This window comes from Cryobacterium sp. M25 (genome assembly GCF_002929635.1).
In the GTDB taxonomy this organism is placed as follows: Bacteria; Actinomycetota; Actinomycetes; order Actinomycetales; family Microbacteriaceae; genus Cryobacterium; species Cryobacterium sandaracinum.
The window spans coordinates 212,853-233,844 of sequence record NZ_PJJU01000057.1 but is presented as its reverse complement, the minus strand read 5'-3'; the positions used below and the strand labels follow the sequence as shown (position 1 = coordinate 233,844).

Below are 20,992 nucleotides of genomic sequence, written 5' to 3'. Positions count from 1 at the left end.
GGAGGAAACCATGCCCAACTACGAAGCCCTCAGCTCCGACCGCAGCGAGTTCCAAGGCGAGGCCGGACCGCAACACATCACGCCGAGCCGCACAGCGCGCCGACTGTCAGTCGGAGAGCGCGCCGCGTTGCTCCGTCGAGAAGCGATGCGCCCCGGCTCGCCGTTCGGTCCGTCGCAGCGGACCGCCTACGACGACGCGACCAACCCTGACCCCTGCTCGATTCAACTCACGCCCGGCTTCCGCCAGAACTGAGCCAGCGCGTGGCGAGGAAGGTCACCGCCACACGAACGGGACAGGATGGCCCGAGCGCCTGCCCCGGTCCGGTTCATGTGGCTCTGGCCATCCTCGCGTCGCTCTGCGGTGGGTAACAGCCTCATGCGCAGCGACCGACCTCAGAAAACCCGGCGTCGAAACTGATGGAGCCGACTTTCCTCCCGGCGTATCCCGGCGGAAAACCCGTCCGACCGCGCTTCGCTGGGGTGATCCGAGGCGAACCGCCCCCATCCGCTATATCACCCCAAGTCGCCCGGAATCACGGGCGAAGGCGGCTCAGCTCGGTTCACTCCGGAGAGCCCCGGTTTGCGGGTGAGGCCTGTCCGGACCGTTTTCCAAACTGATGGCGCGGGTTCGATTCCCGTCATCCCCTCCACACCACGCCCTGGACGGACCGTCTCACACGGCTCAGTCGAGTCCGAGCCCGTTCAGCGTCGTGCGCAACGTCGCCGAGGAGTGCTCGAACAGCTCCTGCTCCTTCTCGCTGAAGGGAACCTCGATCACACGCGAGACGCCCTCGGCGTTGATCACGCTCGGCACCGACAGCGCCACGTCGCTGACGCCCCGGTAGTCGGTGAGCACCGAGCTGACCGGAAGCACGGCGCCCTCGTCGCGCAGCACGGCCTCGGCGATCCGGGCCCCCGAAAGCCCGATCGCGTAGTTCGTGGCGCCCTTGCCGGCGATGACTGTGTACGCCGCGGTCTTCACGCTCTCGGTTATCGCGTCGAATTCCGCCTCCGAGAACGGCACCAGACCCTTGGGCGAGATGTCGTCCTGCACCCACTCGGCCAGGGAGATCGGGCCGATCCGGGCCTGGGACCAGAGCGGGAACTCCGAGTCGCCGTGCTCTCCGACGATCACGGCGTGCACATTGGCGATCGCGACGCCGACCCGGTGCGCGAGCATCCAGCGCAGCCGGGAGGAGTCGAGCACCGTGCCCGACCCGAAGACGCGCGTGGCCGGCAGCCCGCTGAACTGGCGGGCAGCATAGGCAAGCACGTCGCAGGGGTTGGTGACGAGCATGTAGACGGCGTCCGGGGCTCGCTCGACCAGCTGGGGCATCAGCTCCCGCAGGATCCCGACATTGACGCCGGCCATCTCGAGCCGGGACTGACCGGGGTGCTGTCTGGCCCCGGCCGTGATCACGACCATGTTCGCCCCCGCGATGGCGTCGAGGTCGCTGCCGCCGGCCACGCAGGAAGCACCCGTGAACTGGGTGCCGTGGGCCAGGTCGAGAACCTCGGCCTCCACCTTGGGCCCGTTGATGTCGTAGAGCACGACTTCCCGCGCGGACTGCCGGATCAGTGCGGCGTAGGCCAGGGACGACCCGACGGCCCCGGCTCCGATGATGGCCAGCTTGGAATTCGCGATCTCGCTCATGAGCTAATTCTGCACCCCTGACCGGGCCGGATCCGAGCATCCGGATATCCGTGGCTGAGTTAGTGCCGCCGGGTCAGTGCCGCCGGGTCAGTGCCGCAGGTAGGTGAGCACGGCCAGCACCCGGCGGTGGTCGGAGCCCGAGTCGTCGAGGCCGAGCTTCTGGAAGATCGAGGTGACGTTCTTCTCGACCGCGCCGACGCCGATCACGAGCTTCGCGGCGATGCCGGCGTTGGTGCGCCCCTCCGCCATCAGCCCGAGCACGTCACGCTCACGCGGGGTGAGGGCCGCGACCGGGTCGGTGCGGCGGGCCAGCAACTCGCGCACGACCTGCGGGTCGAGCACGGTGCCGCCCGCGCTGATCCGGGTCACGGCGTCCCGCAGCTCGTCGAGCGACGCCACCCGGTCCTTGAGCAGGTAGCCCAGTCCCCCGTTGCCGGCGGCGAGAAGTTCATGCGCGTAGGTGCCCTCCACATACTGGCTGAGCAGCAGGATGCCCACCGACGGCAGCCTGCGGCGCAGTTCCAGCGCGGCGCGCACGCCCTCGTCCCGGAAGGTGGGCGGCATCCGCACATCCAGCACGGCGATGTCGGGCCGCAGCGCGTCTACCTCGGCCAGAAGGGAATCCGCGTCGCCGTAGGACGCGACGGTCACAAACCCGGCCTCGTCGAACAGGCGGATCAGACCCTCTCTGAGCAGCACCGAGTCCTCGGCCAGCACGAGCCGCAGGGGTGGGGCGGAGGCAGCGGCGGGAATGGCTGAGGCGAGGTCGGTCATCCGTTCAGGATACGGCGACGGCTCGCGCCGGCCGGGCCGCGGGCAGTGGGATGTGTGCCCCGATCGCGGTCGGGCCACCCTCGGGGCTCCGCACCGACAACACCCCGCGAAGGCCGTGCAGGCGTTCGTCGAGTCCCTGCAGGCCGTGGGCATCGGTCAGCCGGGCCCCGCCGATGCCGTCGTCGATCACCCAGAGGTCGAGCCAGATGGCGCCGGCGGCCCCCATGCTGGCAGGGCTGCCGGTGCTCCCGTCGTCGGGGACGGCGCGCAGGGCCAGGTGCAGACGGATGTCCGTGGCCCGCGAGTGCTTGGCGGCGTTGGTGAGCAACTCCGCGCCGGCGAAATATGCGCTCCGCTCGATTTCGCTGGGCAGCCGCAGCGCCGGGTCGACCTGCAGCTCGAGCCGCACCGGGATGGTGCTACGGGCGGCCAGGGACTCGAGGCCGGCGAGGAGGCCGCGGTCCTGCAGGAGGGGCGGCACCAGACCGCGGGACAGCGCCCGCAGCTCCTCGAGGGTGTCGTGAGCCTGCTCCCGGGCCTCCACGATCAGGGTGCGCGCGGCATCCGGGTCGGTATCGAGCTTGCGCTCGGCGCTGGCGAGGTCCATCTGCAGGCGCACCAGGCGCTGCTGCGGACCGTCGTGGATGTCCCGTTCCAGGCGCCGCAGGGACTGGTCTTCCGCGGCGACGGCCGCCCCGCGCGACGCGCTGAGGTCGGCGACCTCACGCTGCAGGGCCTCGGACCGCCAGGCGCCCAGCATGCCGCGGGCCGCGAACTGGTGCAGCCGGGTGAACGCGTGCGTGATGTACGGCAGAGTCAGCAGAAAGAGGATGCCCAGGACGAGCTGGAGGAGGCTTTCGGCCAGGAGCGGGTCGATCGGGAGCGTGGTGCCCGGCAGAATCCAGTTCAGGATGATCGCGTGCAGGTCGTCGTTCCGGTCCTCGGGGAGGAAGCGGCCCCAGATCCAGTAGCTGACGCCGCCGAGGCCCACCGACAGCCAGACTACGGTGACGATCCAGCTGACAAGCCCGACCACGAAGTTCACGACCATGCCGTGCAGCAGGTAGAGCCAGTAGTGCCCGTTGACGAGCGGGCCGAGCAGGGCGCGGAGGGTGGTGGCCGGCTCCCCCGGCGTCGCCCACCGCGGCGGGGTGATGGCAGGCTGGCCGGCCCAGCGCAGGCGGGCGAGTTCGACCAGACCGATGCCGCGGGCGAGGTAGAGGGACGCCACGACGACGACGATCCCGACGACGGCGGCGAGCAGGCCGATGCCGGTGAAGAATACGGTGCTCAGAACGGTGAGGGCGATGACGACCACCGGCAGGGTCAGCAGTAGAAAGAGCAGCTCCTGCGGCACGCGCCGCCAGAGCGCGCTATATCCGGCGCCTGCGAGGGTTTCGGTCGGTGCGGTCATAGTGTCCTCCAGTAAGTCTGTCGGTACTCAGCCTGATCGCCGGGCCGGGTAGACGACATCCCGCTGCCAACCGGATCTCGCCGGGGGTAAACCCCCAGGTCAGAGGGTGGTGTGGGTGAAGCGGCCGGCGAGCAGGGTGGCGGCCACGGGCATCCGTCGCAGGTCGGGCACTGAGGCGACGAACGGGTCGATCTCGCACACCGCGAGGTCGGCGACGTCCCCCGCCAGAACGCGGTGCCGGCCGCGCGCGGACGCGGCGAGTGCGGCCTGCCGGGAGATGGCTTGCTCGGCGTGCCAGGGTTCGCGGCTGCCGCGGGTGCGCCCGACGGCGGCGGCGATGCTCACCCACGGGTCCAGCGGAGCGACCGGGGCGTCGGACCCGAGCGCGAGCGTGACCCCGGCGTTCAGCAGGCTCTTCAGCACGAAGGCCCGGTCGGTGCGTCCCACCCAGTAGCGGTCGGCGACGTCCCGGTCGTCGAGGGCGTGCTCGGGCTGCACGCTCGCTACCACGCCGAGCCGGGCGAAACGGGCGACGTCCTCCCTCGTGAGCAGCTGCGCGTGCTCGATGCTGCCGGCGCAGCCGAGCTGCTCGAAGGCGTCGAGGGCCAGCGCGTTGGCCCGGTCGCCGATGGCGTGCACGGCGGGGCGGATGCCCGCGGCCACGGCCCGGCCCAGGTGCGCGAGCAGCTCCTCCGGCGGCACGGTGAGCATCCCGCGTGACCCGGGCTGGCCCTCCAGGCCGGGGTACTCGTCGACGCAGTACGCGGTGCGGGTGTTCAGCGAGCCGTCGGTGATCACCTTGCAGGATCCCACCGTGAGCAGCCCGCCGGTGCCGTCGATGCCGGCCCCGCTCCGCAGACCGAGTGCGATGGCGCGCTCCAGGTGCTGGGTGTAGATACCGAACTCCACCCGCAGCGAGTCGGTGCCGCCCTGGATGCGCCGCAGCCAGGTGGCGAGGTTCCAGTCCATCTCCATGTCGACGATGCCCACGACCCCGCGAGTCGCCGCGGCCCGGGCCGCGCTGTCGGCCCAGCCGTCCATCACGACATCGGGCACCTCGGCGAGCGTGCGCACCACGGCGAAGCAGTCCTCCTCACGGAGCAGCCCGGTCGGGTGCTCCGTGTGACCGTGGCGGGCGAGCGCGGCCGAGTTCAGCCAGCATGAGTGTAGGTCACCGCTGATCAACACGGTCGGAACGGTGCCGGCGGCGGCGTCCAACAGGGGCCGGCTCGGGGCATCCGGCCACAGACCGTCGCGAAACCCGAACCCGACCAGGGTCTCCCCCCTCGAAACGCCAGGCACCCGGCCGGCCACCAGGTCGGCCGCGGCGGCGGCACTGCCGGTGCCGGACAGATCCAGCCGCTGATTCGTCTGCGCCCACTGGCTGAAGTGCACGTGGTTGTCCCAGAGGCCCGGAATCAACCAGCGTTCTTCCAGATCGACCGAACGAATGCCCGCAGCCGCCTGACTCAGATACCCGAGCCGGCGCACCCGGCCGTCGACGATCAGCGTGTCGACGATCTCGTCGCTTCCCGGCAGCCGGCCGTTCCGCAAGACGAGCGGAGGGGCCGCCGCTGTTACCGGAGTGGGCGTGGACACGCTCACCGGTCGACCCCGTGCACCCGGCGCATTTCGGCTGCCAGGCCCGGGCTCGCATAGGGACCGTCTCCCTCGAGTTCACCCAGAATGCGCGCCACGGTCTCGGCCGGCTTGTTCTGGCTGAGCTTGCTCTTGGCGGTGAGGCGGTTCACCCGAAGCCGGAAGCCGACCGTACCGGCCACAATGCGGGCGGCGTAGGCGGCGTTGGCCTCGGTGCCGGACAGGCGACGCGGTTCAGGCATCCGCTCCTCGAAGCGGTCGACCAGGCGCTCCAGCACCCGCAGGTTCTCCTCGTCGCTGAGTAGTTCGGGTGTGCCGTTCAGGTGCGCGGCGACGAAGTTCCAGGTGGGAACGGCGGGCGCCGCGTCGTACCAGCCGGGCGAGATGTAGCCGTGGGGCCCCTGGATGATCACCAGCAGCTCGTGCCGGCCGAGTTCGTGCAGGGCCTCGTCGGGGCGTCCGACGTGGCTGACCAGCACGATTCCGTCGGTCTCGTCGGCCTCCTCGTCGAGCAGTACCGGGTAGTGCGAGGCCACCAGACCGGACTCGGTGTGGCTGATCAGCGTGGCCCATGGGTTCTCCCGGATGAGGCGGCGGATCTCGGCCGGGTCGCCCTGCGCAAAAATGGGGTTGTGTCTCATCGGTGTCCCGTTCTGGTCGTGGATTCAGATCAGGTGAAGCAGATCAGGGCGAGCAGGTCAGGCCTGGCATTTCGGGCACCAGTAGAGCTTGCGTGCGGCCATCTCCTCGAGGGCGATGTGGGTGCCGCAGACCCGGCAGGGCAGCCCCTCGCGCTTGTACACCCAGTGCCGGTCGGCCCGTCGCCTCAGGGCGCGCCCGTAAGCCGCGTCGCCGAGGCCGTCCATGGTCATCATCTGCCCGGTCGACACGCCGATCTTCAGCAGGTGCGCCCAGTCTCGCCAGAGCGCACGGGACTGCTCGTCACTGAGCGACTTGCCCGGCGCATACGGGTTCAGGCGCGCACGGAAGAGCAACTCGGCCCGGTAGACGTTGCCGATGCCGCTGACCACCAACTGGTCCATCAAAAGGCGCCCGATCGGGGTGGGCTTCTTCCGCACCACCGTGACGAAGCGGTCCTCGGCGGCGCGGCTGTCGTCGAGCATCGGGTCCGGCCCGAGACGGTCCATCGCCACGTGCACCTCCTGAGAGTCGAGCACCACGCAAGCCGTGGGCCCGCGCAGGTCCGCCACGACGTCGTCGGCCAGCAGACGCACCCGCACCTGACCGATGGGTGCGGGCGGGAAGCCGTCGGGTTCGACGCTGACCTTCTCGTCTTCCGCCATCCGCAGCCGGGTCAGCCGGGGCGCGCCGATACTCTGCAGCGAGTCCTCCCCCGCCAGGCCCTGCATGACGTCACCCGCGCCGCGCCTGACGGTCCGGCGCCTGCGACCCTTGATGGCGGCGTCCGTACCGTGCGCTTGGATGTCCCCGGCAAAGTCCCAGGCGCCGTAGAGCCCCAGGTGCACGCGCAGCCAGAGCCCGTTGTCGAACTCGAGGAACATCTGCTTGCCGACGGCACGGGCATCCGTCATGATGTGGCCGTCGAGCATCGCCGCGCCGTCCACGAACCGGCCCTGCGGCGACGACAGTCGGATGCTTTTACCCACGAAGTTGCGGGCGAACTGGCGCGCAATGCGGTGGACGGAATGACCCTCAGGCACGGCTAGTCGGCGAGACGCGTGCCGTTGATGGTGCAGTGCACCTCGTACTCCGCCAGCTGCAGGATGCGGCGGCAGTGGCGTTCGTCGCCGGGGAACGGCTCCGAGATAAAGGCGTCGATGAAGTCGATGGCGTCCTCGATGCTGTGCTGCCTGGCACCGATGGAGATGACGTTCGCGTCGTTGTGCTCGCGGGCGAGCCTGGCGGTACTGAGGCTCCAGACCAGCGCGGCGCGCACGCCCTTCACCTTGTTCGCGGCCATCTGCTCGCCGTTGCCCGAGCCGCCGAAGACGACGCCGAGCGCGTCGACGCCGACGGACAGGTCGGCGACGACGGCCTCGGCCGCCCGGATGCAGAAACCGGGGTAGTCGTCGAGGGCGTCGTAGACCTCCGGCCCGTGGTCCACGACTTCGTGACCGGCCAGGGTGAGGTGCGTGAACAGCTGGTGGCTGAAGTCGAGGCCGGCGTGGTCAGTGGCGATGTGGATGCGCATGCAACCGATTATATTTACTCGGCTTACTCGGCCGGTACCGTCGCAGCCGCGGCGAAGATCGGCTCACGGGTGCGGGAGCGCTTCAGCTCGAAGAAACCGTCGTACCCGGCAACGGCCACCACACCGTCCCAAAGCTTGAGCGCCGCATCTCCGCTCGGCGCGGGCGAGATGACCGGGCCGAAGAAGGCCACGTCGTTCACGGCGATGACGGGGGTGCCGACATCCTGGCCCACCCGCTCCATGCCGTCGAAGTGGCTGGCGCGCATCTGCACGTCGTAGTGGTCGCTGTCGGCCCACTCCGCGAACGATGCCGGCAGGCCCACCTCGGCGAGCGCGGCGGGAATGACCTCGTCGGGGTTTGTGCTGCCACCGAGGTGGATGCGGGCGCCCAGGGCATCGTAGAGCGCCTTGACCGTTTTCTGGCCGTGCAGTTCCTGTGCGGCAGCAACCAGGCGGGTGTACTTGAGAGCCCGGGGGAAGAACGCGCGGTACTCCTCGGACACGTCCTGGTCCTCGTTCAGGACGGCGAGGCTCATCACCTTCCACTCGACGTCGAAACCGCGCAGGGCGGAGACCTCCTCCACCCAGCGGGAGGTCATCCAGGCCCAGGGGCAGGAGGGGTCGAACCAGAACTTCACAGAGTCAGCCATGGGGCCCAGCCTAAGTGTCTCCCGGCTGGGAAAGCGCCGACGGAGACCGAACGTAAACCCCTGTCCAGAGAGGGTATCCTCGGCAAAATGTCTGGTTGTTGCCCATTTCCGACTAAAATTATTCGTTATGCCCGAAAGCGGGCCCCTTTTTTTCGCAGCAACATGATCTCTACGAGAGAAGTTCCAATGCCCAGAACCAGCTCACTTTCCGGTGCCGACGGCACGGCGGTGAAGACCAAGAATCCGCTCCTGCAGCGCCGCTTAAAGGTGTCACACGTGAACGTGGTCGATCAGTCAAGGCTAAAGAAAGCCCTCGGCGGAACCATCGTGGGAAACACGATGGAATGGTACGACGTCGGCGTGTTCGGCTACCTCATCACGACCATGGGTCCGGTGTTCCTGCCCGAGTCCGACCCGACCGTGCAGACCCTGTTCCTGCTCGGCACCTTCGCCGCGACGTTCATCGCCCGCCCGCTGGGTGGTGTGTTCTTCGGCTGGCTCGGGGACAAGATCGGCCGCCAGAAGGTGCTGTCGATGACCCTGATCCTGATGGCGGCATCCACTTTCAGCGTGGGCCTGCTGCCCGGCTACGCCCAGGTGGGCATGCTCGCCGCCGCGCTGCTGGTCTTCACCAAACTCGTGCAGGGCTTCTCCACCGGCGGTGAGTACGCCGGTGCGACCACCTTCGTGAGCGAGCACTCGCCCGACAAGCACCGCGGCTTCTTCGCCAGCCTGCTCGATATGGGCAGCTACCTCGGCTTCGCCATCGGCGCCGCGCTCGTGTCCATCCTGCAGGTCACCCTCGGGCAGCCCGTCATGGAAGACTGGGGCTGGCGCATCCCATTCCTGATCGCCGGACCGCTCGGCCTGATCGCCATCTGGTTCCGTCTGAAGATCGAGGAATCCCCCACCTTCCAGGCCACCCTGGACGCGAAGGAACTGGCCGCGACCGACCCGTCGTTCTCCGACGAGTCCGCCCCGTCCAACAGCCCGGTCAGTATTTTCAAGAACCACTGGCGCGGCATCATCGTCGCGATGATCCTTGTCGCCGCGGCCAACACGCTCGGCTACGCGCTCACCTCATACATGCCGACCTACCTCACCGCCACCAAGGGCTACGACGAGCTGCACGGGACACTGCTCACCATCCCGATCCTCGTTATCATGGCGCTCTGCATCCCCCTGGCCGGCCGCCTGTCCGACAAGATCGGTCGTCGTCCCGTGCTCTGGATGGGTTCGCTCAGCGCCGTAGTGCTCTCCATCCCCGCCTTCATGCTGATCGGCGTCGGCGAGATCTGGACGACGCTGCTCGGCCTGGCTCTGATCGCCCTGCCCGTCACGTTCTACGTCTCCAACCTCGCCTCGGCCCTGCCGGCGCTGTTCCCGACCGAAAGCCGTTACGGTGCCATGGGCATCGCGTACAACTTCTCGGTGGCCATCTTCGGTGGCACGACGCCTTTCATCATCGCGGCGCTGATCGCCACGACCGAGAATGACATGATGCCGGCGTACTATCTGATGGGGACATCCGTCATCGGTGGAATCGCGATCTTCTTCCTGCGCGAGTCTGCCGGGCGTCCGCTGATCGGCTCGATGCCCAGCGTGGACTCGGTCTTCGAGGCCCGCGAACTGGTAGCCACGCAGGATGACAACCCTGCCCTGGACACCGACGAGATGCCGTTCGACGAGACCTATGAGCCGCCGACCTCGTCGATGGATCTCTCATCGCTCGCGACGGAGCCGGAAACCGAGCCGGAGCCGCTGAAGGTCTAGCGACACCCTGCTGCATCGACTGGTGGCCCGGCGTGCGGAGACCCTGGTCTCGGCGCGCCGGGCCACCGGTCTGTGTGCTGTGTGCACCGGGCCATCGCGGGGGCCATCGTAGAATTGTCCGATGACCACGACGCCTCCGACCGAGCCCGCTCCCGGGGCCGTGTCCACCCTGAGCATCGACCCTGCCGAGATGGCGATCGCCCTGCGCGTGCTCGCCTCGCTCAGCGAGATCGACCCCGAAGACCCCGATTTCGTCACCGTGCGGCAGGCCACCGCCAAGATGTTCAAGTCCGTCAAGATGGTGCGACGCGGCGAGAAGCGGCAGGCGATCGCGGATGCCGACCGGGAGGTCATCGCCGCGACCGCGACCGGCGCCGCCACCCGCATCGACGACGAGACCATCGGCGCCCAGCTGCGCCTGGGCACCGACCGGGCGTCGGCCGGCGAGTTGCTCGTGCCGCGGGCCTGCTACATCTGCAAGCAGAAGTACACCCTCGTCGACGCCTTCTACCACCAGCTCTGCCCTGCCTGCGCGGCGATGAGCCATGAGAAGCGGGATGCCCGCACCGACCTGACCGGCAAGCGCGCCCTGCTCACGGGCGGCCGCGCCAAGATCGGCATGTACATCGCCCTGCGCCTGCTGCGCGACGGCGCCCACACCACCATCACCACCCGGTTCCCGCGCGACGCGGTGCGCCGCTTCAGCGCCATGCCGGACTCGGCCGACTGGCTGCACCGTCTCCGCATCGTCGGGATCGACCTGCGCGACCCGGCCCAGGTGATCGGCCTGGCCGACTCCGTCGCCGCGGCCGGGTCGCTGGACATCCTGATCAACAACGCCGCCCAGACCGTGCGCCGCTCCCCCGGCTCCTACTCGATGCTGGTCGAGGCCGAGCAGTCGCCGCTGCCGGAGGGCGTCATCCCGGAGATCGTCACGTTCGGGCACATCAGTGACGCGCACCCGACCGCGCTCGCGGCATCCGTCACCAGCCACCCGATCCTGGCCGCAGCAGCCGGAGCGAGTGGCGCACTCACGGCAGACGACCTGACCGCCCTGGCGCTCGCGCCGGGCTCCTCGTCTCTCGTGCGTCTCGCCGCCGGCACCGCGATCGACGCCGGCGGGCTCATGCCCGACCTGCACTCCCGAAACAGCTGGACCGCGAACGTGGAAGACGTCGACCCGCTGGAGATGCTGGAGGTGCAGCTGTGCAACACCACGGCCCCGTTCCTGCTGGTGAGCCGTCTGCGTGGCTCGCTCGCGGCATCCGACGCCCGCCGCACCTACATCGTGAACGTGTCGGCAATGGAGGGCGTGTTCGGCCGCGGCTACAAGGGGCCCGGTCACCCGCACACGAACATGGCCAAAGCCGCGCTGAACATGCTCACCCGCACGAGCGCGAAGGAAATGCTGTCCCACGGCATCCTGATGACCAGCGTCGACACCGGCTGGATCACCGACGAGCGGCCGCACCCCACCAAGATCCGCCTCGCCGAGGAGGGCTTCCACGCCCCACTCGACCTGGTCGACGGCGCGGCGAGGGTCTACGACCCGATTGTGCGCGGCGAGGGCGGCGAGGACCTCTGCGGCGTCTTCCTCAAGGACTACAAGCCCGGCGCCTGGTAGCCGGGGCGGTCGTCGGCGGGGTCGGCTTGCGAGTCGGCGGGTCGAGTCGGCGGGGTCGGCCTGCGAGTCGGCGGGTCGAGTCGGCGGGGTCGGCCTGCGAGTCGGCGGGTCGAGTCGGCGAGTCAAGTCGGCGCGCTGGACAGCCAGCAGGCCCCTCACCAATTCGACGGAGATTTTGAGGTTTGCGCACCCAGGCGGCCGGTTGCGGCCTGGTTTCGGCAGAATCTCCGTCGAATTGGTTCGGGCGGGCGACATGGTGCGGGCCATTTTGGTGCGGCGAGCGGATGCTGCTGGGCGCCGGCACCGGGATCGCGCCCCGCCGAACCGCACCTCAGTCAGGAGCCGGCGGGGTCCAGACCCAGGAGGTCGTCGTCGTGATGGCCTGAAAGCCCAGCCGCAGCAGGATCGGTTTGCTGTCGTCGGAGGCATCCACTTGCAAGTAGCGCACACCGCGTTGGTGCGCGAGCCGCGCGCGGTATGCCACCAGCGCCCGGTAGATGCCGCGGCCCCGCCAGGCGGCCAGGGTCGACCCACCCCAGAGTCCCGCGAAATCAGTGCCGCGGGTGAACTCGAGCCGGCACGAGGAGACGAGCTCGCCGCCGCGCACGCCGCCTGCCTCGGCGACGAACACGAGCACGTCGCCCGGGGCATCACGCACACCGGCCTCCAGCTGGTCGGCCAGCCAGGCGTAGTCCTCGTCCCAGACCTGCGACTGCAGCGCGGCGATGCGCTCGAAGTCGGCCCGGGTGTCGACCTGCCTGATCGTAACGCCGACCGGCAGCACCGGCACGGCGTTCGGTCTCGGCGACGACGACCGTCTCCAGCTCCTCGGCCACGAAGCCGGCCGCGAGCAGGCGGTCCGGCAGATCGGCTGGCAGGTCGTGGCCGCGGGTCTTCCACTCGAAGGCCTCGCCGCGGGCAGTGAAGAAGTCGCGGTGCTCCGCGATCAGGGCGTCGAGCGCCGCGCCGGTCGCACCCACGTCGCGAGCGGTCTCGACGAGCCCCTGGTGCCGTCCCAAGATCCGCAGAACCGGGCCCGACAGTTCGTAACGGATGCCCGTGGGCCGGTCGTTCGGAACCCAGAGCCGAAGCTGTGCGTCGTAGGCGTCACGGAGCGCGTCACGGGTTGTCATCGTGGCTAACCCTAGAGCCGCCCAGCACGAATTCGACGGAGATCTTGCCCGAAACGGCTCCACGGAGGCCTTAATCGGCCCTTTTCCGCAGAATCTCCGTCGAATTGATTCCACGCCCGACACCGTACGCGGGAGGCCGGACGCGGGACGCCAAACACCGGATGACGGGTGAGCGCACGCGCACGGCCGGGCGACGCCTCCGCTCACCTGCCGGGGCGACGGTGCCTGCTCGCCGCCAGTGCAGCGCCCGCCTGTGCGGCCGGGTGACTGCGAGGGGTTCGGCATCGGGCGCGAGCACGAAGCCGTTTCGGTGCCGAGAGCCGGTCGATCGGAGCGGAGGTCGCCGGGTCATCCGACACTTTGTGCCCACGCCTCGTAGCAGGCGCTCATGCCGCGCGCTCCCACGTCAGCAAACTCACGGTACCGGTCGTCCGTCGCGGCCCGCGGGTCGGTGCTTACCCTCGTGCAGACACCATATTCCTTGGCTAGGCTGATTGTCGGTGCGCTGCGCCACAAACGTCGGCGCGCGTGCAGACCGCGAAACCGAGATGGAGAAACCGTTGCCCGGAGAGAACCTCACCAGGATCGAAGCCCAGGAGCGCGCCGCGCTCATCACCGTTCAGAGCTACGAGGTCACCCTCGACCTCACGACCGGACCGGAAACGTTCGGCAGCGAGACCACGGTGCACTTCACCGCGACGCCCGGCGCGTCCACCTTCATCGACGCGATCACCCGCACCGTGCACTCGGTGACGCTGAACGGCGCCGCGCTCGACCCCTCAGTCGTCAGTGACGGCATCCGGATTCAGCTCGACGGCCTAGCCGCCGAGAACACGCTCACCGTCGTCGCCGACGCCGAGTACACGAACACCGGCGAGGGCCTGCACCGCTTCGTCGACCCGGTCGACAACGAGGTCTACCTGTACAGCCAGTTCGAGGTGCCCGACTCCCGCCGCGTCTTCGCCGTGTTCGAGCAGCCCGACCTCAAGGCCACGTTCGCCTTCACCGTCACCGCCCCCGGCGCCTGGGAAGTCATCTCCAACTCCGTCACGCCCGAGCCGACGGATGCCGGCAGCGGCCACAAGACCTGGGCATTCGCCCCCACCCACACCATCTCCAGCTACATCACTGCCCTCGTCGCCGGCCCTTACGCAGTCGTGCGCAGCGAGCTGACCTCCAGCGACGCCCGCGTCATCCCGCTCGGGCTCTTCTGCCGTAAAAGCCTGTTCGAGTTCCTCGACGCGGATTACCTGTTCGAGAAGACCCGCCAGGGCTTCGCATACTTCGAGGGCAAGTTCAACTACCCGTACCCGTTCGACAAGTACGACCAGATGTTCGTGCCGGAATTCAACGCGGGCGCCATGGAGAACGCCGGCGCGGTCACCTTCACGGAGACGTACGTGTTCCGGTCCAAGGTCACCGACGCCATCAAGGAACGCCGCGTCGTCACCGTGCTCCACGAACTGGCGCACATGTGGTTCGGCGACCTCGTCACCATGAAGTGGTGGAACGACCTGTGGCTGAACGAGTCGTTCGCCGAGTGGGCGTCGACCATGGCAACCGCCGAGGCCACCGAGTGGACCGAAGCGTGGACCACCTTCGCCGTGATGGAGAAGAGCTGGGCCTACAAGCAGGACCAGCTGCCCTCCACCCACCCGATCACCGCCACGATCAACGACCTCGAAGACGTGCAGGTCAACTTCGATGGCATCACCTACGCCAAGGGCGGCTCCGTGCTCAAGCAGCTCGTGGCCTGGGTCGGCCGCGACGAATTCTTCACCGGCGTCGCCGCGTACTTCCAGAAGCACCAGTGGGGCAACACCGAGCTGACCGACCTGATGGCCCTGCTCGAAGCCTCCAGTGGCCGCGATCTCAACGAGTGGACGAAGCTGTGGCTCGAGACCGCGGGCGTGAACACGCTGCGTCCCGAGATCGCCGTGGACAAGTCCGGCGCCATCACCGGCTTCACGGTGCTGCAGACCGCCGCGGCCGACTACCCCACCATCCGCCCGCACCGCCTCGCCATCGGCTTTTACGACCTGGTGGACGGCGCCCTGGTGCGCACTCACCGGATCGAGATCGACGTCGACGGCGAGCAGACGGATGTCCCGTCACTGCTCGGCCGCCAACAACCCGACCTCGTTCTGCTCAATGACGATGACCTGGCCTACGCCAAGATCCGCCTCGACCCGGCATCGCAGGAGGTGGCCCTCGAGAACCTCTCCGCGATCGAGAGCCCCCTCGCCCGCGCCATCATCTGGGGCGCGGTCTGGGACGCCACCCGCGACGCCGAGACCTCGGCGCGCGACTTCATCACGCTTGTGCTCGGCAACGTCGCGACGGAATCCGAGTCCACCACGCTGCGCACCGTGCTCGGCCAGGTTGTGCTCGCCGCCTCGTACTACGTCGCCGAGGAATTCCGCACGAGTACAGTCAAGGAGGTCGGGGACGCGCTCTGGTCCCTCGCCCGTCACGCCGACGCCGGCAGCGACGAGCAGTTCCAGTTCGTGAAGTTCTTCGCCGCCATCGCGACCACGGACAGCCAGCTGGCATCCGTTGCCGCGCTGCGGGGTGGCACGGCGCCGCTCGACGGCCTCGAGATCGACACCGACCTCTCCTGGGAGCTGCTCATCGCCCTCGTGGCCGGAGGCAAGGCCGGCGCGGTCGAGATCGACGCAGCACTGGCCGCGGACAACACCGCGACCGGCGCCCAGTCGGCCGCGCAGGCCCGCGCCGCCATCCCCACCCTGGAGGGCAAGCAGGCCGCCTGGTCGTCTCTGATCGACGTGGACACCGCGCCGAACACCATCGTGCGGGTCACGGCAGCCGGTTTCCTGCGGGCCAACGACACCACGTTGCTGGAGCCGTTCGTCGAGCAGTACTTCGCCATGTTGCAGCCGGTTTGGGCCGCCCGCAGCTTCTCCATCGCGGAAAAGCTGGTGCTCGGACTGTACCCGGCGCCGCTGGCTGACCGGGCGCTCGTCACCGCGACGCGAACGTGGCTCGACGCCAACCCGGAGCCGCTCGCGCTGCGTCGCCTGGTGATCGAGAACCTGGCCGGGGTCGAACGCGCCCTCGCCGCCCAGGCGCGCGACGCGGAGTAGCCGCGCCGAGGCATCCGCCCGCCCGCGCCGTTCGTGCCCCACGCCGCATCCGCCCTCGCCCCCGTCCCCACCCCCGCTCCCACCCTCGCCCTCGCCCTCGCCCCTAACAAATTTGACGGAGATTCTGCTCCCCGAGCCGCACAAAACCGGTTCAGCTCGTCACCTGGGCGGAAATCTCCGTCGAATTCGTTCGGGCGGGTGGCAGGGGTCAACAGGGTGCGGCTGGGTGCGGAGCCGCGGACTCAGGACTTGGACAGGACGCGGCTCTGTAGACTCGGATCGTTATGGACTTTGACGCAATCTGGCTTGAACTGATTCAATTTTTCAAAATCGACCTGTGGCTCAGGGTCATCAATATCGTCGTCATCATTGTGGCCGCGCTGGTCATCCGGTGGGTGTTGCGCTTCGTGATCGACCGCGTCGTGCAACAGATCGTCACGGGGGTCAAGAAGACCCAGAACGTGGAGGACACGCAGGCGCTGAGCGTTTCGCCGCTAGCCGCCGTGCGCGTCGTGCAGCGCACCCGCACCCTCGGTTCGGTGCTCTCGAATATCATCAACGTGACCCTGTTGATCGTGACGATCCTGTTGATCGTCAACATCATCAACAATGAAATCCTGGGCTCTTTCGCCCTGCTGACGGCCGCGCTCGGCGCCGGTCTCGGTTTCGGCGCGCAGAACATCGTCAAGGATATCCTGAACGGGCTGTTCATGGTCGTGGAGGACCAGATCGGCGTGGGCGACATCGTCGACGTGGGCTTCGCTTCCGGGGTCGTGGAGACCGTCGGCATCCGTGTCACCCAGGTGCGCGACATCGACGGCACCCTGTGGTTCGTGCGCAACGGTGAGATCCTGCGCGTCGGCAACATGTCCCAGGGCTGGGCGCGCGTGATCATCGACCTCGCCATCCCCTACTCGTCCGATGTCGAGGCGGTGCAGAACGAGTTGCTGCGCGTCGCGAAGGCGCTCGCCTCCAGCCGCAAGTGGCGGTCGGTGATATTGGAGAAGCCGGAGATCTGGGGACTCGAGTCGATCTCCGCCGAGGCCCTCGTCGTGCGCCTCGTCGTCAAGACCCGGGTGGCGGCGAAGTGGGACTTCGCCCGCGACCTGCGCCTGCACCTGAAGAAGGCGCTGGACGGGCTCGGCATCGGTCTGACTCCGCTCAACAGCGTGGTCATGGCCGGCACGGATGGCGCGGTCGCCGCCGGCTCCGACCCCGGCTCCGAGGGAACGCCCGACGCCGCCGCGGAAGCAGCCGCGGCCATGCCGGACCTCACCACCGGCCCGTTCACCGCCCCGATCCCGGTGCGGAAGAAAAAGGCTCCCCGTGCACCCCGCCGACCCAAGAACGCCGCAACCGCGCTGCCCCAAGAGGCACACCCGCGCGCAGCGTCAGCGGATGTTTCCGGTACAGACCCGGCTGTGCCCACGGCCCCGACACCGAAGACCGAGGCACCCAAGGCCCCGACACCCAAGACCGAGGCACCCACTCACACGGCACCGGATCCGGAGACTCACGATGATGAATGACGCCGACGCCCCCACTCCTGCCACGCCCGGTGCGGTCCACCTGCGCGAGGGCGAGAACGGCACCGCGATCGGCCCCACGTTCTACGAGCAGGTCGGCGGTAGGCCGTTCTTCGAGAATCTGGTGAACGAGTTCTATCGCGGCGTCGCCACCGACCCGGTACTGAAGCCGATGTACCCCGAGGACGACCTGGGCCCGGCCGCCGAGCGTCTGACCATGTTCCTCGAGCAGTTCTGGGGTGGCCCGACCACCTACAGCGAGCAGCGCGGCCACCCGCGGCTGCGCCAACGGCACCAGCCCTTCAAGGTGAACCCGGATTCCCGCGACCGCTGGCTGAACCACATGCGCGCCGCCGTCGACAAGGCCGCTCTGCCACCGCTGCAGCGCGATCAGCTCTGGGACTACCTCGAGCGCGCGGCCTTCGCGATGCTCAACACCTTCGACGAGTAGCAGCGCACCCGCTCTCGGCGCGCCCTTGGGACGCAGGCGCACGTTCTACGCGCCCGCTTCTGCAATCTGCGCCGCGAGACACAGGCCGACCGAACCAGGCCGACCGACGGATGCCGCCGCGCCTGCTTTACGAGTCGAGCTCGGCGACGATCTCCGCGGCCGTTGCGCGTCCCATCCGAATCGCGCCGTCGACGTGTTGGTAGCCCTTTCCGGCGAGGTCGCTGCAGGAGAACAGGATCGGACCGACCGGTGTGCGCAGGTCCGCGCCGAAGCGAGCCAGCCCGCCCAGGTCGAAGCTCGCCGCGTAGGCGCCGCGGGTCCACTCTTCCGTGCCCCAGTCGCTCTCGTAGTAGACGACGGGGGTCAGTGCCTTCTCGCCGAAGTAGTGCGAGAGCGAGGTGAGGATGCGCTGCTTGCGCTCCTCCGCCGAGACGGTGAACACGCCGTCGGCGGCCTCGTCGGAGACGAAGCCGACCAGAGTGCCGCGCGGGTCGTTGAAATTGGTGTTGTCGTAGGCCTCGTGGGAGAGCTCGTAGGGGCTGAAGGCCGTGCCGGAGAGGCCGTCCTCCCGCCAGAACGGGGTCTCGTAGACCGCGTGCACCTTGATCACGAAGCCCATCGAGAGGTGCTGGTGCATCATCTGCTGGCGGCGCGGCAGCGGCGGATCGAAGGAGATCCGGGTGTAGAGCACGGGAGGAACGGCAACGATCACGCGACGCGCACGCACCTCGAGGTCGTCGGTGAGCACACTCACGCCAGCGTCGCCCCAGCGCACTGTGCGGGCGGGCTGCCCGAGGAAGACGTCGTCACCGAGGTTCTCGGCCAGCAGGATCGGCACCCGCTGCAGCCCGCCCACGACCCGTTCGTCGAGGATGAAGTCGGCGTCGACGAGGTTGCTGAAACTGCCGGCGCTGGCCGCCATCAGGAGGGCCTGCAGCGTGGAAAAAGCGTGCGCCGGCTTGGTCAGCATGGCCCCGGCGATGAAGAGGCTAATGTTGTCGCGGGCCTCCTGGTCGTCGGTCTCCTGCTCCAGCCAGCGCCGAAAGGAGATCTGGTCGAGCTCCACCGCACGCGGATGTGCCCAGGGACGGTCGGGGTCCATCTGGTCCACGAGCTCGTCGAGAGTGGCGATCAGGGCCACCATCTCGCGCTCGGTGTCGGCCGAGACCGGGAAGATCTCGCCCTCGAACCGGGTTCGCTCCCCCGCGGCGTTGATGTAGACGCTTTCGCCCTCGCGGTACCGCGCGAAGGTCTCGAGGCCCAGCTCGGCGATGGTCTCCTTGAGTGCGTCCTGATCGGGCGAAACCCACTGGCCGCCGATCTCAAGCATGGCACCGTTGATGTCGTCGGTGTGGAGGCGGCCGCCGACGCGGTCGCGCGCTTCGAGCACGGCCACGGTGAGGCCGGCCTTCCGCAGCTCGGTCGCGGCGGTCAGGCCGGATGCCCCGGCGCCGATAATGACGATGTCACGTTCGATGATGCTCAAGGAGTGCTCCATTGCGTTCTGGTGGTGGGGAAGCAGGTGAAAAACGGGTACGTCGCCGGTCAGGAGACCGGGATGAGGGTGTACTTGGTGGACAGGTACTCCTGGATGCCCTCGAGCCCGCCTTCGCGGCCCAGACCGGATTGCTTGACACCGCCGAACGGTGCCGCCGCGTTGGAGACCAGGCCCGTGTTCAGACCCATCATTCCAGTTTCAAGCTTGGCGATCATCCGCTGCCCGCGGGCGAGGTCCTGGGTGTACACGTAGCTGATCAAGCCATACTCGGTGGAGTTGGCCAGGCGCACGCCCTCGGCCTCGTCGGCGAAGGTGACGATGCCGACGACCGGGCCGAAGATCTCCTCGGTCAGGAGGGCGCTGGCCGGGGCCACGTCCGTCAGCACGGTGGGCTCGTAGAAGGAGCCGGCGCCTTCGGGTCGCTTGCCGCCGGCGAGCAGGGTGGCGCCGTGGGCCAGCGCGTCCTGCACGAGGGCGTCGGTGCCGGCGACGGCAGCCTCGCTGACGAGCGGGCCGATGGTGACGCCGGCTTCGGTGCCGCGGCCGATCTTCAGCGCGCCGACTCGCTCGGTCAGGCGGCGGGCGAACTCGGCGGCGACGGACTCGTGCACGATGAAACGGTTGGCCGCGGTGCAGGCCTGCCCGATGTTGCGGAACTTGGCGAGCATCGCGCCCTCGACGGCCTTGTCCAGGTCGGCGTCTTCGAAGACGACGAACGGGGCGTTGCCGCCGAGCTCCATCGAGGTGCGCAGCACACCCTGAGCCGCCTGCTGAATGAGCTTGCGGCCCACGGGGGTCGACCCGGTGAAGCTGAGTTTCCGCAGCCTGGGGTCGGCGATGATCGGCCCGGCAACGGCGGAAGAGGTCGACGTGGTGATCACGTTGACGACGCCGGCCGGTACCCCGGCGTCTTCGAGCAGCTGCACGAAGAAGAGGGTGGTCAGCGGGGTCAGCTCGGCGGGCTTCACGACGACCGTGCAGCCGGCGGCGAGCGCGGGGGCGATCTTGCGGGTGGCCATGGCCAGCGGGAAGTTCCACGGAGTGATCAGCAGGCACGGTCCGACCGGATACTGAGAGACAACCATCGTGCCGGTTCCCTCCGGGTTCAGCCCGAAGCGACCGCTGATGCGCACGGCCTCCTCGCTGAACCAGCGCAGGAACTCGCCGCCGTAGGTGACCTCTCCATTGGCCTCGGCGAGAGGTTTGCCCATCTCCATGGTCATCAGCAGCGCAAAGTCATCGCGGCGCTCCTGCAGCAGGTCGAAGGCCCGGCGCAGGATCTCGGCCCGCGTACGCGGCGCGGTAGCCGCCCACGACTCGGCCGCCTCGACGGCCGCATCGAGGGCACGGATACCGTCGGCGGCATCCGCGTTCGCGATCCGTTTGAGCACAGCACCGGTCGCCGGGTCGGTGACCTCGATGGCCTTACCGCCGCCCTGCTGCCAGGTGCCGTTGATGTAGAGGCCGTCCGGGACGCGGGCGAGCAGTTCGGTTTCACGAGTGGACACGATGAGTCTCTTTCCGATGCGATACGGGAGATGCGAATGAGGTTTTGATCAGGGGTGGAGGCCGTGAAGAAAGGGCGTTTCCGCCACCCTCCCCGCGGCGTTCCCCCAGTA

At 68.5% G+C, this 20,992-nt stretch carries 18 protein-coding genes; 7 read left to right on the top strand and 11 right to left on the bottom strand.

From position 1 onward, the window contains the following. Nucleotides 1-10: 10 nt before the first annotated feature. The gene (locus CXY81_RS14180; RefSeq protein ID WP_104195217.1) at nt 11-253 is read left to right on the top strand and encodes a hypothetical protein; all 243 of its coding nucleotides are present in this window, start codon (nt 11-13) and stop codon (nt 251-253) included. Between the two features lie 429 nt (nt 254-682). Here the strand turns inward: CXY81_RS14180 and CXY81_RS14175 are convergent, their stop codons facing one another. The 8 genes from CXY81_RS14175 to CXY81_RS14140 form a co-directional block, all read right to left on the bottom strand. Next, entirely contained in the window at nt 683-1,654 is a 972-nt protein-coding gene (locus CXY81_RS14175) for an L-lactate dehydrogenase (protein ID WP_104195216.1), read from the bottom strand. An 87-nt stretch (nt 1,655-1,741) separates the two neighbouring features. Next, nucleotides 1,742-2,428 carry a response regulator transcription factor gene (locus CXY81_RS14170; protein ID WP_104195215.1) on the bottom strand — a complete coding sequence of 229 codons (687 nt, stop codon included), beginning with the start codon at nt 2,426-2,428 and terminating at the stop codon, nt 1,742-1,744. Nucleotides 2,429-2,432: 4 nt separating this feature from the next. Further along, entirely contained in the window at nt 2,433-3,842 is a 1,410-nt protein-coding gene (locus CXY81_RS14165; RefSeq protein WP_104195214.1) for a sensor domain-containing protein, read from the bottom strand. A 99-nt stretch (nt 3,843-3,941) separates the two neighbouring features. Next, nucleotides 3,942-5,441: an amidohydrolase gene (locus CXY81_RS14160; RefSeq protein ID WP_104195213.1), complete on the bottom strand. Its 1,500-nt coding sequence runs from the start codon at nt 5,439-5,441 to the stop codon at nt 3,942-3,944. Nucleotides 5,442-5,443: 2 nt separating this feature from the next. After that, nucleotides 5,444-6,082 (bottom strand): FMN-binding negative transcriptional regulator, encoded by a 639-nt coding sequence (locus CXY81_RS14155; RefSeq protein WP_104195212.1) that lies wholly within the window; start codon nt 6,080-6,082, stop codon nt 5,444-5,446. A 57-nt stretch (nt 6,083-6,139) separates the two neighbouring features. Further along, the gene (locus tag CXY81_RS14150) at nt 6,140-7,123 is read right to left on the bottom strand and encodes an Fpg/Nei family DNA glycosylase (protein WP_104195211.1); all 984 of its coding nucleotides are present in this window, start codon (nt 7,121-7,123) and stop codon (nt 6,140-6,142) included. A gap of 2 nt (nt 7,124-7,125) precedes the next feature. Beyond that, entirely contained in the window at nt 7,126-7,614 is a 489-nt protein-coding gene (locus CXY81_RS14145; protein ID WP_104195210.1) for a ribose-5-phosphate isomerase, read from the bottom strand. A gap of 23 nt (nt 7,615-7,637) precedes the next feature. Then, complete coding sequence (locus tag CXY81_RS14140) at nt 7,638-8,264, bottom strand: disulfide bond formation protein DsbA (protein WP_104195209.1); 627 nt, start codon at nt 8,262-8,264, stop codon at nt 7,638-7,640. 186 nt (nt 8,265-8,450) lie between these two features. On the opposite strand from CXY81_RS14140, the gene CXY81_RS14135 reads away from it, so the two are divergent. Both CXY81_RS14135 and CXY81_RS14130 read left to right on the top strand, forming a co-directional pair. Beyond that, nucleotides 8,451-10,037, top strand: a complete 1,587-nt coding sequence (locus tag CXY81_RS14135; RefSeq protein WP_233194182.1) for an MFS transporter — start codon at nt 8,451-8,453, stop codon at nt 10,035-10,037. A 121-nt stretch (nt 10,038-10,158) separates the two neighbouring features. Then, complete coding sequence (locus tag CXY81_RS14130; protein WP_104195208.1) at nt 10,159-11,661, top strand: SDR family NAD(P)-dependent oxidoreductase; 1,503 nt, start codon at nt 10,159-10,161, stop codon at nt 11,659-11,661. Between the two features lie 331 nt (nt 11,662-11,992). On the opposite strand, the gene CXY81_RS16750 is transcribed toward CXY81_RS14130, so the two are convergent. After that, nucleotides 11,993-12,451, bottom strand: coding sequence for a GNAT family N-acetyltransferase (locus CXY81_RS16750; RefSeq protein WP_199183068.1), 459 nt, complete (start codon nt 12,449-12,451; stop codon nt 11,993-11,995). Between CXY81_RS16750 and CXY81_RS16745 the strand changes: the two genes are divergently transcribed. The 4 genes from CXY81_RS16745 to CXY81_RS14110 all read left to right on the top strand — a co-directional run bounded on the left by CXY81_RS16745 (nt 12,408) and on the right by CXY81_RS14110 (nt 17,875). Then, the gene (locus tag CXY81_RS16745; RefSeq protein WP_199183067.1) at nt 12,408-12,803 is read left to right on the top strand and encodes a hypothetical protein; all 396 of its coding nucleotides are present in this window, start codon (nt 12,408-12,410) and stop codon (nt 12,801-12,803) included. The two genes, CXY81_RS16750 and CXY81_RS16745, sit on opposite strands and share 44 nt — an antisense overlap. A 551-nt stretch (nt 12,804-13,354) precedes the next feature. After that, nucleotides 13,355-15,898, top strand: coding sequence for an aminopeptidase N (gene pepN, locus CXY81_RS14120; RefSeq protein WP_104195259.1), 2,544 nt, complete (start codon nt 13,355-13,357; stop codon nt 15,896-15,898). 284 nt (nt 15,899-16,182) lie between these two features. Then, a complete protein-coding gene (locus tag CXY81_RS14115) occupies nt 16,183-17,427 on the top strand; it encodes a mechanosensitive ion channel family protein (RefSeq protein WP_104195207.1) in 1,245 nt (414 codons plus the stop codon). Then, on the top strand, nt 17,417-17,875 hold the full coding sequence (locus CXY81_RS14110) for a globin (RefSeq protein ID WP_369828393.1): 459 nt from the start codon (nt 17,417-17,419) through the stop codon (nt 17,873-17,875). Before CXY81_RS14115 ends, CXY81_RS14110 begins: the two co-directional genes overlap by 11 nt. A gap of 127 nt (nt 17,876-18,002) precedes the next feature. Here the strand turns inward: CXY81_RS14110 and CXY81_RS14105 are convergent, their stop codons facing one another. Both CXY81_RS14105 and CXY81_RS14100 read right to left on the bottom strand, forming a co-directional pair. Beyond that, a complete protein-coding gene (locus CXY81_RS14105) occupies nt 18,003-19,361 on the bottom strand; it encodes an NAD(P)/FAD-dependent oxidoreductase (RefSeq protein WP_304481854.1) in 1,359 nt (452 codons plus the stop codon). Between the two features lie 59 nt (nt 19,362-19,420). After that, nucleotides 19,421-20,884: an NAD-dependent succinate-semialdehyde dehydrogenase gene (locus CXY81_RS14100; protein WP_104103314.1), complete on the bottom strand. Its 1,464-nt coding sequence runs from the start codon at nt 20,882-20,884 to the stop codon at nt 19,421-19,423. Between the last annotated feature and the right edge of the window lie 108 nt (nt 20,885-20,992).

What these genes read in the sequence shown, in the direction of transcription:
- CXY81_RS14155 (WP_104195212.1), bottom strand. Translation starts at nt 6,082, where the DNA reads ATGAGACACAACCCCATTTTTGCGCAGGGCGACCCGGCCGAGATCCGC.
- CXY81_RS14110 (WP_369828393.1), top strand. Translation starts at nt 17,417, where the DNA reads ATGATGAATGACGCCGACGCCCCCACTCCTGCCACGCCCGGTGCGGTC.
- CXY81_RS14175 (WP_104195216.1), bottom strand. Translation starts at nt 1,654, where the DNA reads ATGAGCGAGATCGCGAATTCCAAGCTGGCCATCATCGGAGCCGGGGCC.
- CXY81_RS14165 (WP_104195214.1), bottom strand. Translation starts at nt 3,842, where the DNA reads ATGACCGCACCGACCGAAACCCTCGCAGGCGCCGGATATAGCGCGCTC.
- CXY81_RS14180 (WP_104195217.1), top strand. Translation starts at nt 11, where the DNA reads ATGCCCAACTACGAAGCCCTCAGCTCCGACCGCAGCGAGTTCCAAGGC.
- CXY81_RS14130 (WP_104195208.1), top strand. Translation starts at nt 10,159, where the DNA reads ATGACCACGACGCCTCCGACCGAGCCCGCTCCCGGGGCCGTGTCCACC.
- CXY81_RS14145 (WP_104195210.1), bottom strand. Translation starts at nt 7,614, where the DNA reads ATGCGCATCCACATCGCCACTGACCACGCCGGCCTCGACTTCAGCCAC.
- CXY81_RS14135 (WP_233194182.1), top strand. Translation starts at nt 8,451, where the DNA reads ATGCCCAGAACCAGCTCACTTTCCGGTGCCGACGGCACGGCGGTGAAG.
- CXY81_RS14140 (WP_104195209.1), bottom strand. Translation starts at nt 8,264, where the DNA reads ATGGCTGACTCTGTGAAGTTCTGGTTCGACCCCTCCTGCCCCTGGGCC.
- CXY81_RS14115 (WP_104195207.1), top strand. Translation starts at nt 16,183, where the DNA reads ATGGACTTTGACGCAATCTGGCTTGAACTGATTCAATTTTTCAAAATC.
- CXY81_RS14170 (WP_104195215.1), bottom strand. Translation starts at nt 2,428, where the DNA reads ATGACCGACCTCGCCTCAGCCATTCCCGCCGCTGCCTCCGCCCCACCC.